Genomic DNA, 12,452 nt, shown 5'->3' on the forward strand with positions numbered 1-12,452 from the left:
TAAACCTATATCGCTTCTGCTCCTCACCACTCAACACAATGAGCGCAAGCTCGAGTACCGCTCTTGATCTTGCCGTGCCAGCCCCTTCGGCAGGCTGAGTGGAGGGGTCTATCCGGGGGTAGGCGCGCAGCGCCGTTTGACGAAGTCGAATACATCGAAAAAAGGTGCAGCGAAGCAAACCGGAAGCGATGCCCCCGGATCGATCCCGGAACGAAGGAACCCCGAGCTCCAGCGGAGCGTTCGCCAGAATCAACATCAAAAGATCGCAGCCTTCGGCAGCTCCTACATTTGGAATCGAGTTCATCCGCCAGAAACAGGTCGGCTGGCAGGCCGCCATCGCTGGCAAGCCAGCTCCCACAGGGGTTGAGTCCAACCGTAAACCTATATCGCTTCTGCTCCTCACCACTCAACACAATGAGCGCAAGCTCGAGTACCGCTCTTGATCTTGCCGTGTCGGCCCCTTCGGCAGGCTGAGTGGAGGGGTCTATCCGGGGGTAGGCGCGCAGCGCCGTTCGACGAAGTCGAACACATCGAAAGGAGGTGCAGCGAAGCAAACCGGAAGCGATGCCCCCGGATCGATCCCGGAACGAAGGAACCCCGAGCTCCAGCGAGCGGGCCGAACGCCGGGGCCCAGCCTTTTGCTTACTTTTCGGCGTCTGGAAAAGTGAGTCGCTGTAAGAGCGAAACCGTCAGCGGCAGCACCCGAAGCAACGGATATACACCCAAAACCCAAGAACCTGGTCGGCCCACAGGCCGCCAAGGCCAAAACGATCAAACCACATCAACCCCAACGTGAATCGCATCATGCCGCCAAAACTCCAGATCACAATCAATCAACCGCTCATGCTGATCATAATTGACCCGAGCAATCCGCAACCCCGGACTCCCCACCGACACCCTTAAAGCCGCCGCCGCATCCACCGACAACGACGTAGGCACAATCTCAAACCGCACCCGCCCATAGTGCAAATCGTAATGCCGCGCATACAACTCGGTCATCGACTGATTCAGATCAAACTCAAGAATCCCCGGAAAAAACTGCGGATTCAAATAGTGCTCCACATACAACACCAGCCGCCCATCAATGCGCCGCGACCGGCAAATCTGAATCACACTCGACAACGCCGGCAGCTGCAGCCAGGCACACACCGCCGCCGAAGCCGGCTGCAACCGCGCCGAAATCACCTCGGTCGACGGCACCCGCCCCTGCGCACTGACCATCGCGTGAAAATGACTGCGCTGCATCAAGTTGTACGCCAGCCGCGGCGGTGAAACGAACCAGCCACGCCGCTCCTCACGATAAATCTGCCCCTGCGCCTCCAACTGCAACAACGCCTCACGCACAGTAATCCGCGTAGTGCCAAACAACTCACTGAGCTTACGCTCGGCCGGCAACTTGCTGCCCGCCGCCAACAGCCCATGATCGAGCTGCTCCTGCAAGACCTGGCCAATGGCTGTCACCGCTTTTGTTGCCTCATCGCGCATCAACGTTACCTATCTGGACTAGACCAGCACTGTTTCGGGGCAAAACCGCACGGCGATCAAACCGTTTTGCGGTGTTGCAAGCCTAGGCAGTACAGATGACCGAGAGATGACAAAACTACCCAACGGTCGTCCTCACGACTTGCAATACATCGGCCAAGTCCCTTGCCCTACGGGCCTTTGAGCATGGTCTACGCTTATCTGGCACCTGCCGATATCGACCAAATAAAAGGCCTGGCGCGAGGCCACCGACATCAAAGTGTCATCCAGCCCCCTTAAATTGGCTCAGGTATTGCTGACCTAGACCAACAACCACCGCAATCGCAGCGTTGAACACGACCAAGGAGCTTCGGAATGAAACAGCTTTTCCTGGCAACACTGTTAGGCTCGACCATTGCACTGTGCACCTCCGCCATGGCGGCCGGCACCGATCTGAAAACCCTCGAAGCCGCTGCGAAAGCGGAAGGCGCCGTCAACAGCGTCGGCATGCCGGATGACTGGGCCAACTGGAAAGGCACCTGGGAAGACCTGGCCAAGACCTACGGCCTGAAACACATCGACACCGACATGAGTTCCGCCCAGGAAATCGCCAAGTTCGCCGCTGAAAAAGACAACGCCACCGCCGACATCGGCGACGTCGGTGCCGCTTTCGGCCCGATCGCGGTCAAGCAAGGCGTGGTGCAACCGTACAAGCCAAGCACCTGGGATCAGGTTCCGGACTGGGCCAAGGACAAGGATGGCAACTGGGCACTGGCCTACACCGGCACCATCGCCTTTATCGTCAACAAAAAGCTGCTGCACGGTTCCGAAGTACCGACCAAATGGGCTGACCTCAAGGGCGGCAAATACAAGGTCTCGATTGGTGACGTGAGCACCGCCGCCCAAGCTGCCAACGGCGTACTCGCTGCGGCACTGGCCAACGGTGGCGACGAGAAAAACATCAAGCCTGCGCTGCTGTTGTTTGCCGACATTGCCAAGCAAGGTCGCCTGTCGATGGCCAACCCGACCATCGCCACCATGGAAAAAGGCGAGATCGAAGTCGGTGTGGTCTGGGACTTCAACGGCCTGAGCTACAAAGCCAAGATGGCCAACCCGGATGACTACGTCGTGCTGATCCCGTCCGACGGCTCGGTGATTTCCGGCTACACCACGATCATCAACAAATACGCGAAAAACCCTAACGCCGCCAAGCTGACCCGCGAATACATCTTCAGCGACGCCGGCCAGACCAACCTCGCCCGCGGCAACGCACGTCCGATCCGCGCCGAGCACCTGCAACTGCCGGAAGACGTGAAAGCCAAACTGCTGCCGAACGAGCAGTACAAAAAGGTCACCCCGATCAAAGACGCCGACGCATGGGAAAAAACCTCCAAAGCCCTGCCACAGGCATGGAACGAAGAAGTCATCGTAGAGATGAAGTAATCCTTCATCTGTAGGAGCTGCCGCAGGCTGCGATCTTTTGATCTTGCCCTTTAAAAGCAACATCAAAAGATCGCAGCCTGCGGCAGCTCCTACAGGGGTTGGTTCCAGTTTTGTTTTCGGAGTTTTTGCCCCTATGAAGCACAACGTCATCCTTGTCGTGCTCGACGGTCTCAACTACGAGGTCGCGCGCCACGCCATGGGGCATCTGCAGGCTTATGTTGGCGCAGGACGCGCCGCGCTCTACCAGTTGGAGTGCGAGCTGCCGGCCCTGTCCCGACCGCTTTATGAATGCATCCTCACCGGCGTGCCGCCGATCGACAGCGGCATCGTCCACAACAACGTTTCGCGCCTGTCCAATCAGCGCAGCATTTATCATTACGCCCGCGATGCCGGTCTGAAAACCGCCGCCGCGGCGTATCACTGGGTCAGCGAGCTGTACAACCGCTCGCCCTTCGTCGCCGCCCGCGACCGCCACACTGACAATCTGTCGCTGCCGATCCAGCACGGGCATTTCTACTGGAGCGATCACTACCCGGATTCGCACCTGTTCGCCGACGCCGAAAACCTGCGCCTGCGCCACGATCCGAACTTCCTGCTGATCCACCCGATGAACATCGACGACGCCGGGCACAAGCACGGCCTCGACTCTTCGCAGTACCGCAACAGTGCGCGCTCGGCCGACATCATCCTCGCCGACTATCTGCAGAGCTGGCTCGACACCGGCTATCAAATACTGGTGACCGCCGACCACGGCATGAACAACGACCGCTCGCATAACGGCCTGCTGCCGGAAGAACGCCAAGTGCCGCTGTTCGTCCTTGGTGATGCATTCAGCCTCAACGCTGACGCCGCACCGAAACAGACCGAAATCTGCGGCACGGTCTGCGAACTGCTCGGCGTGCCCCACGACAAACCTGTGTGCCGGGAGTTGCTCAAGTGAACGCCATGACTCGCGGAAAATGGCTGGCGGCACTGTGCCTGGTGCCCTTCGCGCTGTTCTTTATCGTTTTCGAAATCGCCCCGCTGGTCTGGGTGATGATCAACAGCCTGCAATCGGAAGAGTTCGGTTGGGGCATCGAAAACTTCACCAAAATCTTCAATTCGAAGTTCTATTTGCAGGCGATCCAGTACAGCCTGGAGATCAGCTTCTGGTCGAGTGTGTTCGGCATCATCATTGCCGTGCTCGGGGCGTATTCCCTGCGCCGGGTCGACTCGAAACTGCGCAACTTCGTCAACGCCTTCGCCAACATGACCAGCAACTTTGCCGGCGTGCCGCTGGCCTTCGCCTTCATCATCCTGCTCGGTTTCAACGGCAGCATCACCATCATGCTGAAGCAGTCGGGGATCATTCAGGACTTCAACCTGTACTCGAAAACCGGTTTGATCATCCTCTACACCTACTTCCAGATTCCCCTCGGCGTGCTGCTGCTGTACCCAGCCTTCGACGCTTTGCGTGAAGACTGGCGCGAGTCCGCCGCGTTGCTCGGTGCCAATGGCTGGCAGTTCTGGCGGCACATCGGTTTGCCAGTGCTGACGCCAGCGCTGCTGGGTACGTTCGTGATCCTTCTGGCCAACGCCCTCGGCGCCTATGCCACGGTGTATGCACTGACGACGGGCAACTTCAACGTCCTGCCGATTCGTATCGCGGCGATGGTCTCCGGCGATATTTCCCTCGACCCGAATCTGGCCAGCGCTTTGGCCGTGGTGCTGGTGGCGCTGATGACCATCGTCACTGTCGTGCATCAACTGCTGTTGAAGAGGAGCTACCATGTCTCGCGCTGAATCCGGCCCGGCCGGCCTCTACCACCGCGTCGTGGTTTATCTGCTGTTCGCGATCCTCTTGCTGCCGCTGGCAGGCACGCTGGTCTACTCGATCGCCAGCAGTTGGTCGGCGACCATTCTGCCCAGCGGCTTCACCTTCAAGTGGTACATCCAGTTGTGGAGCGATCCACGGTTCCTCCACGCCTTCGGCCAGTCGTTATTGGTGTGCGTGGGCGCGCTGGTGCTGTCGGTGGTGCTGATTCTGCCGCTGCTGTTCGTCGTGCATTACCACTTTCCGAAACTCGATGCGCTGATGAACATCCTGATCCTGCTGCCCTTCGCGGTGCCGCCGGTGGTGTCATCGGTAGGTCTGTTGCAACTCTACGGTTCCGGGCCGATGGCGATGGTTGGTACGCCGTGGATTTTGATCGGCTGCTACTTCACCGTGGCCCTGCCGTTCATGTACCGGGCGATCACCAACAACCTGCAAGCAATCAACCTGCGCGACCTGATGGACGCTGCGCAACTGCTCGGCGCCAGCACCTTTCAGGCAGCGATTCTGGTGGTGCTGCCCAACCTGCGCAAAGGCCTGATGGTCGCCTTGCTGCTGTCGTTCTCGTTCCTGTTCGGGGAGTTCGTCTTTGCCAACATTCTGGTCGGCACGCGTTACGAAACCTTGCAGGTTTACCTGAACAACATGCGCAATAGCAGCGGTCACTTCACCAGTGCGCTGGTCATCTCGTATTTCTTTTTCGTGCTGGTCCTGACCTGGATCGCCAACATCTTGAACAAGGACAAAAGCGAATGAGCTATGTCAGCGTCCAACACCTGCAGAAGAATTACGCCGGCACCACGGTGTTCAGCGACATCAACTGCGAGATCAATAAAGGCGAATTCGTCACCCTGCTCGGCCCGTCCGGTTGCGGCAAATCCACCCTGCTGCGCTGCATCGCCGGCCTGACGCCGGTGGATGGCGGCCAAATCCTGCTGGATGGCGTCGACATTGTGCCGCTGACGCCGCAAAAACGCGGGATCGGCATGGTGTTCCAGAGCTACGCGCTGTTTCCCAACATGACCGTCGAGCAGAACGTCGCGTTCGGTTTGCGCATGCAAAAAGTCAACGCCGATGACAGTCATAAACGCGTGTCGGAAGTGTTGAAACTGGTGGAACTGAACGACTTCGCCAGTCGTTATCCGCATCAGTTGTCAGGCGGTCAATGTCAGCGTGTCGCCCTTGCCCGCTCACTGGTCACGCGTCCGCGTTTGCTGCTGCTGGATGAGCCGCTGTCGGCACTGGATGCACGGATTCGCAAACACCTGCGCGAACAGATCCGCCAGATCCAGCGTGAACTCGGCCTGACCACAATCTTCGTCACACACGACCAGGAAGAAGCGCTGACAATGTCTGATCGCATTTTCCTGATGAATCAGGGAAAAATCGTACAGAGCGGCGACGCCGAAACCCTTTATACGGCGCCGGTCGACGTGTTCGCCGCAGGCTTCATCGGCAACTACAACCTGCTCGACGCCGAAGCCGCATCGAAGCTGTTGCAACGCCCGATCAACCATCGCATTGCCATTCGCCCGGAAGCCATCGAACTGAGCCTCAACGGCGAGCTCGACGCGCAGATCCGCAGCCATAGCCTGCTAGGCAATGTCATTCGCTATCGCATCGAAGCGCGCGGCGTGGAACTGGTGGTGGATGTGCTCAACCGCTCGGCGGCCGATTTGCATCCCGATGGTCAGCGTCTGGCACTTTCCATCGATCCGACGGCCCTGTGTGAAGTCGCTTAAAAGCAGCTGCAAGCTTCGAGCTACAAGCTTCAAGTTGTAGACTGCGGCGCAGCTGATTCCAATTCTTGCAGCTCGAAGCTTGTAGCTCGCAGCTGTTCTCGGAGAGAACTGATGGCCCTGGCAATTTTTGATCTGGACGAAACGTTGATCCACGGCGACTGCGCCACCCTCTGGAGCGAGCAGATGGGGCGCCTGGGCTGGGTCGATCCCGAGTCGTTCATGCGCAAGAACAACGAGCTGATGGACGCTTACAGCCATGGCAAATTGCGCATGGAAGAGTACATGGCGTTCAGCCTCGAACCACTGATCGGGCGTACCCCGGAAGAAGTCGAGCACTTGGTCGGGCCGTGGGTGGAAGATTTCATCGAGCCGATCATCTTCAGTGACGCGACGAAAACCATCGCCGCCCACCGCAAGGCCGGCGACCGGATTCTGGTGATCTCGGCGTCGGGTACGCACTTGGTCAAACCGATCGCCGACAGACTGGGCATCGATGAAATTCTCGGTATCGAACTGGAAGTCGCGCATGGCGTGTACAGCGGCCACACCGTCGGCACCCTGACCTACCGCGAAGGCAAGATCACGCGATTGCTGGAATGGCTGGATGCTGAAGAGGAAAACCTCGAAGGCGCGAGTTTCTATTCCGACTCACGCAATGATCTGCCGTTGTTGCTGAAGGTGGATTTCCCGCACGTGGTCAACCCGGATCCCGTGCTGCTTGAGCACGCCGAAAAAGCCGGCTGGCCGATCCATCTCTGGAAATAAACGCAAAAGATCGCAGCCTTCGGCAGCTCCTACATTTGAAATGCATTCCCCTGTAGGAGCTGCCGAAGGCTGCGATCTTTTGACCTTGCTCTTGTATCAGGTGAGGCTTTCGTCAATCACCAACACCAATTTCCCCGCCACCGTATTGCTCGCCAGCTCGGCAAACGCCGCCTCGGCATCCTTCACCGGGAATGCCCTAGCCAACTGCGGACTCAACCGCCCCTCAGCAAACAACGGCCACACCTGCTGCCCCAGATCACTCAACAGATCCGCCTTGAACTGATCATCACGGCTGCGCAATGTCGAGCCCAGCAACTGCACGCGCTTGCCCAACACCTGCGCCAGATCCAGCTTGGCCTCGCGACCGCCCATCAGGCCGATCAGCACCCAACGCCCATCCAGCGCCATCAGCTTGAGATTCAGCGCCGAATAATTGCCGCCGACCGGATCGAGGATCACATCGAACGGGCCGAAATCACGCAAGCTTTCCAAATCATCGCTGCGCACCACGCCGCCCTGCGCGCCCAACGCCTCACAGTAGGCCAAACGCTCGGCAGAACCGACGCTGACCCAACACGGATTGCCGAACGCCTTGCACAACTGAATGGCGGCTGAACCGATTCCACTTGCGCCAGCGTGCAAGAGAACTTTCTCACCCGGTTTGAGCGCCGCAAGTTGAAACACATTCAACCAGACTGTTGCATAAACCTCGGGCAATGCCGCCGCCTCGATCAGCGAGACGCCTTCGGGAACCGGCAGCACATGCCGTCCGTCGACCACCACCTCTTCGGCCATCCCGCCCCCGGCCAGCAAGGCGCAAACCCGATCGCCGACCTGCCACGAACTGCCCGCGCCGACCTCGCTGATCACCCCGGAGCACTCAAGACCGAGCACTGGGCTGGCACCCGGCGGTGGTGGATAAAGCCCTGCTTTCTGTAATAAATCGGCGCGATTGAGGCCGGCTGCCGCCACTCGGATGCGAACTTGTCCTACATCGCACGTAGGACTCGGCTCCTCAACCCATGCCACTTGACCTTCAACGCCTTGCAATGCCTTCACAGTGCCTCCATAGTGAGTCTGGACTGAGCCCGAAGCTGTAGCGCCGGGCTTTTTGCATTATGCGACCGGCTCTCGTAGAACCGGCGACTTCAAAGACGGCCTAATATGCGTTATCAATTGTCCCCGCGTCGAATCAGCATGAAGCATTTGCTCCCCAGCACCGCCCTCGCTCTTTTCATCGGTATCGGCCTGTTGCCGGTATCGGGCAGTACATTCGCAGCCAACAGCTGGGACAAGTTGCAGCCTGATCGCGATGAAGTCATCGCCAGTCTGAACGTCGTCGAGTTGCTCAAGCGTCACCACTACAGCAAGCCGCCGCTCGACGATGCGCGCTCGGTGATCATCTACGACAGCTACATCAAGCTGCTGGATCCGTCGCGCAGCTATTTCATGGCCAGCGACATCGCCGAATTCGACAAGTGGAAGACCCAGTTCGACGACTTCCTCAAAAGCGGCGACCTCAACGCCGGGTTCACCATCTACAAGCGCTATCTGGACCGCGTCAAGGCGCGTCTGGACTTCGCCCTTGCCGAGCTGAACAAAGGCGTCGACAAGATGGACTTCAACACCAAGGAGACTTTGCTGATCGATCGCAAGGACGCCCCTTGGCTCAAATCCACCGCGGAACTCGATGACCTCTGGCGCAAACGCGTCAAGGACGAAGTGCTGCGGATGAAGATCGCCGGCAAAGAGCCGAAGCAGATTCAGGAAACCCTGACCAAACGCTACAAGAACCAGTTGGCGCGTCTGGACCAGACCCGTCCGGAAGACATCTTCCAGGCGTACATCAACACCTTCGCCATGTCGTACGACCCGCACACCAACTATCTGTCGCCGGATAACGCGGAAAACTTCGACATCAACATGAGCCTGTCCCTCGAGGGCATCGGTGCCGTGTTGCAGAGCGATAACGACCAGGTGAAAGTCGTGCGTCTGGTGCCGGCAGGCCCGGCCGACAAGACCAAGCAAGTGGCCCCGGCCGACAAGATCATCGGCGTTGCCCAAGGCAACAAAGAGATGGTCGACGTGGTCGGCTGGCGTCTCGACGAAGTGGTCAAGCTGATCCGTGGGCCGAAAGGCACCGTGGTGCGCCTGGAAGTCATTCCGGCGAGCAATGCACCGAACGACCAGACCACCAAGATCGTGCCGATCACCCGTGAAGCGGTGAAGCTCGAAGACCAGGCCGTGAAGAAGTCCATCCTCAACCTGAAACAGGACGGCAAGGACTACAAGCTCGGCGTTATCGAGATTCCGGCCTTCTACCTCGACTTCAAGGCGTTCCGTGCCGGTGATCCGGACTACAAGAGCACCACCCGCGACGTCAAGAAACTGCTGACCGAACTGCAGAAAGACAAAGTCGACGGCGTGGTCATCGACCTGCGCAATAACGGCGGCGGCTCCCTGCAGGAGGCCACAGAGTTGACCAGTCTGTTCATCGACAAGGGCCCGACCGTACTCGTGCGTAATGCCGACGGCCGTGTCGACGTGCTGGAAGATGAAAACCCGGGTGCGTTCTACAAAGGCCCGATGGCGCTGCTGGTCAACCGCTTGTCCGCCTCGGCTTCGGAGATTTTTGCCGGCGCCATGCAGGACTACCACCGCGCGCTGATCATCGGTGGCCAGACCTTCGGCAAAGGCACCGTGCAGACCATTCAGCCGCTGAACCATGGCGAACTGAAACTGACACTGGCCAAGTTCTACCGGGTTTCCGGTCAGAGCACCCAGCATCAGGGCGTGTTGCCGGACATCGACTACCCGTCGCTGATCGACACCAAGGAAATTGGCGAAAGCGCTCTGCCGGAAGCCATGCCGTGGGACACCATCCGCGCGGCGATCAAACCGGCGGCCGATCCGTTCAAGCCGTACCTGGCTCAGCTCAAGTCCGAGCATGACACTCGTACCGCGAAAGATGCCGAGTTCGTGTTCATCCGTGACAAGCTGGCTCTGGCGCAGAAACTGATGGAAGAAAAAACCGTCAGTCTCAACGAAGCCGAACGCCGTGCCCAGCACGCCGACATCGACGCCAAGCAACTGACGATGGAAAACATCCGTCGCAAGGCCAAAGGCGAAGAGCCGCTCAAAGAGCTGAAGAAAGAAGACGAAGACGCCCTCGCGGCTGCCGACCCGGACAAGGTCAAGCCAGAAGACGATGCTTATCTGAGCGAAACCGGGCGTGTGCTGCTGGATTACCTGAAGCTGAGCAATCAGGTGGCCAAGAAGTAAGGTGATGGCAATTTAATGCTGACGATCCCCGGATCGTCATCAAACAGTCATCATTCTGTCGTGCAATAAAGGACTGGGAGCCACTCTTCATCGAGAGCGCTCCCAGTCCTTTTTTTATCGCCAGAGATTGCCATGACCACGACCGAACAGCTGAGTGCCTTGAGCTCGATCCTGACTCAAAGCGGATTGCACAGCCTGTTCCAGCCGATCATCAGTCTCTCCGAACGACGCATCCTCGGCTACGAAGCCCTCACTCGCGGCCCTTCCAACAGCCCATTGCACTCGCCCATCGCACTGTTCGCCGTGGCGCGTCAGGCCGGGCGCCTGAGCGAGCTGGAAATTGCCTGCCGGCAAAGCGCTTGCCGCCGTTTCAACGAACAGCAATTGCCGGGCAAGCTGTTTCTCAACGTCTCGCCAGAATCCCTGCTTGAAGCCGCCCATCAACCGGGACGCACGCTGCAACTGTTGCAGGATTTCGGCATTCCACCGAGTCAGGTCGTCATCGAACTGACCGAACAGACGCCGATCGACGACTTTCAGCTGCTGCAAACTGCGCTGCATCACTATCGGGCCATGGGTTTTTCCATTGCGCTGGATGATCTCGGTGCCGGCTATTCGAGCCTGCGCCTGTGGTCGGAACTGCGACCGGACTACGTGAAGATAGATCGGCATTTCATCGACGGCATTCATCAGGACGCGTTGAAGCGCGAATTCGTCGGCTCGATCCTGCAAATCGCCAAAGCCTCGCGCGCTCAGGTCATCGCCGAAGGCATCGAACTGCCCGAAGAACTCGCGGTACTGACCGAAATGGGCGTGGATCTGGTGCAGGGCTACCTGCTCGGTCGCCCGCAGGAACACCCACCGCGCGATGCCCGTGCCTTGATGCCCAAACACGACAGCAGCAGCGTTGCGCTGAACGACGAAGGCAGCGATCTCAGCGCCCTGCTCAACGACCAGCCGGCCGTGCAACGCGACACACCCACCGCCACGGTGCTGGAAGCCTTCCGCCGCCAGGCCAACCTCAACTCGTTGGCCGTGCTCGACGAACAAGGTCAGCCTTGCGGTATCGTCCACCGCCACTCATTGTCGGACGCCCTGCTCAAACCCTTCGCCACCGACCTGTTTGCCCGCAAACCGATCAGCCGCCTGATGAACGACGATTTCCTCGCGGTGGAAATGAGCCAGTCGCTGCAACAGGTTAGCCGCTTGATCACCAGCCGCGCCCGGCAACGTATTGAGGAAGACTTCATCATCACCCTCAACGGCGGCTACCTCGGCCTCGGCCGGGTGATCGACGTGCTCAAACTCATCACCGAACTGAAAATTCAACAGGCGCGTTATGCCAATCCGCTGACCTTGTTGCCGGGTAATGTGCCGATTCAGCAATGCCTGACGCGGTTGCTGCAGCAAGGGCGCGAGTCGGTGATTTGCTATGTCGACATCGATAGCTTCAAGCCTTTCAACGACATCTACGGCTACGGTCGCGGCGATGAAGTGTTGTTGTGTCTGGCGCAATGTCTCAACGAACGTGTCGATCCCACGCGCGACTTCGTCGGTCACATCGGCGGCGACGACTTCCTGTTAGTCCTCGGCCCCGAAGACTGGCGCAAACGCCTCAATCAATTGCTCGACGATTTCCAGAGCCAATGTCGCCGCTTCTATCGGCCTGAACACCTTGAGGCTGGATGCTTTATTGCGCCGAATCGTCAGGGAGTGCGGCAGGAGTTTCCGCTGCTGTCGCTGTCCATTGGCGTAGTGCACCTACATCCCGAAGCCTGCGCGCACCTCGACGCGAGCCAACTTGCGGAGATGGCTTCGCAGGCCAAGCATCATGCGAAGAATGTTGCGGGGTTTAGCATTCATCTACTCGATAGCCTTGCAACTGCAGCACTCCACCAGCAGCAGCTAATGGGCCAACGCTAACATCTACAACAACACAAACCCCT

General features: G+C 58.7%; 10 protein-coding genes. 8 read left to right on the forward strand and 2 right to left on the reverse strand.

What is annotated here, in order from left to right:
* Positions 1–771: 771 nt before the first annotated feature.
* A complete protein-coding gene (locus ACQ4MY_RS15240) occupies positions 772–1,485 on the reverse strand; it encodes a UTRA domain-containing protein (RefSeq protein WP_007916338.1) in 714 nt (237 codons plus the stop codon).
* A 351-nt stretch (positions 1,486–1,836) separates the two neighbouring features.
* Here ACQ4MY_RS15240 and ACQ4MY_RS15245 point away from each other — a divergent pair, with 351 nt between their 5' ends.
* From ACQ4MY_RS15245 to ACQ4MY_RS15270, 6 genes are all read left to right on the forward strand, one after another.
* Positions 1,837–2,904 (forward strand): ABC transporter substrate-binding protein, encoded by a 1,068-nt coding sequence (locus ACQ4MY_RS15245; RefSeq protein ID WP_008083842.1) that lies wholly within the window; start codon positions 1,837–1,839, stop codon positions 2,902–2,904.
* Positions 2,905–3,037: 133 nt separating this feature from the next.
* A complete protein-coding gene (locus ACQ4MY_RS15250; protein ID WP_440095702.1) occupies positions 3,038–3,844 on the forward strand; it encodes an alkaline phosphatase family protein in 807 nt (268 codons plus the stop codon).
* A 5-nt stretch (positions 3,845–3,849) separates the two neighbouring features.
* Positions 3,850–4,686 (forward strand): ABC transporter permease, encoded by an 837-nt coding sequence (locus tag ACQ4MY_RS15255; protein ID WP_162130782.1) that lies wholly within the window; start codon positions 3,850–3,852, stop codon positions 4,684–4,686.
* Complete coding sequence (locus ACQ4MY_RS15260) at positions 4,673–5,473, forward strand: ABC transporter permease (protein WP_008083711.1); 801 nt, start codon at positions 4,673–4,675, stop codon at positions 5,471–5,473. Before ACQ4MY_RS15255 ends, ACQ4MY_RS15260 begins: the two co-directional genes overlap by 14 nt.
* Complete coding sequence (locus tag ACQ4MY_RS15265; protein WP_440095703.1) at positions 5,470–6,459, forward strand: ABC transporter ATP-binding protein; 990 nt, start codon at positions 5,470–5,472, stop codon at positions 6,457–6,459. Before ACQ4MY_RS15260 ends, ACQ4MY_RS15265 begins: the two co-directional genes overlap by 4 nt.
* 111 nt (positions 6,460–6,570) lie before the next feature.
* Entirely contained in the window at positions 6,571–7,224 is a 654-nt protein-coding gene (locus ACQ4MY_RS15270) for an HAD family hydrolase (RefSeq protein WP_440095705.1), read from the forward strand.
* A gap of 96 nt (positions 7,225–7,320) precedes the next feature.
* Here ACQ4MY_RS15270 and ACQ4MY_RS15275 read toward each other — a convergent pair whose 3' ends face one another.
* Positions 7,321–8,283 (reverse strand): zinc-binding dehydrogenase, encoded by a 963-nt coding sequence (locus tag ACQ4MY_RS15275; RefSeq protein WP_158832866.1) that lies wholly within the window; start codon positions 8,281–8,283, stop codon positions 7,321–7,323.
* A 138-nt stretch (positions 8,284–8,421) separates the two neighbouring features.
* Here ACQ4MY_RS15275 and ACQ4MY_RS15280 point away from each other — a divergent pair, with 138 nt between their 5' ends.
* On the forward strand, positions 8,422–10,506 hold the full coding sequence (locus ACQ4MY_RS15280; RefSeq protein ID WP_008083718.1) for a carboxy terminal-processing peptidase: 2,085 nt from the start codon (positions 8,422–8,424) through the stop codon (positions 10,504–10,506).
* A 132-nt stretch (positions 10,507–10,638) separates the two neighbouring features.
* Complete coding sequence (locus tag ACQ4MY_RS15285) at positions 10,639–12,429, forward strand: bifunctional diguanylate cyclase/phosphodiesterase (protein WP_440095706.1); 1,791 nt, start codon at positions 10,639–10,641, stop codon at positions 12,427–12,429.
* Positions 12,430–12,452: the final 23 nt, after the last annotated feature.

It is taken from the genome of Pseudomonas sp. SM4, assembly GCF_051913165.1.
GTDB lineage: Bacteria > Pseudomonadota > Gammaproteobacteria > Pseudomonadales > Pseudomonadaceae > Aquipseudomonas.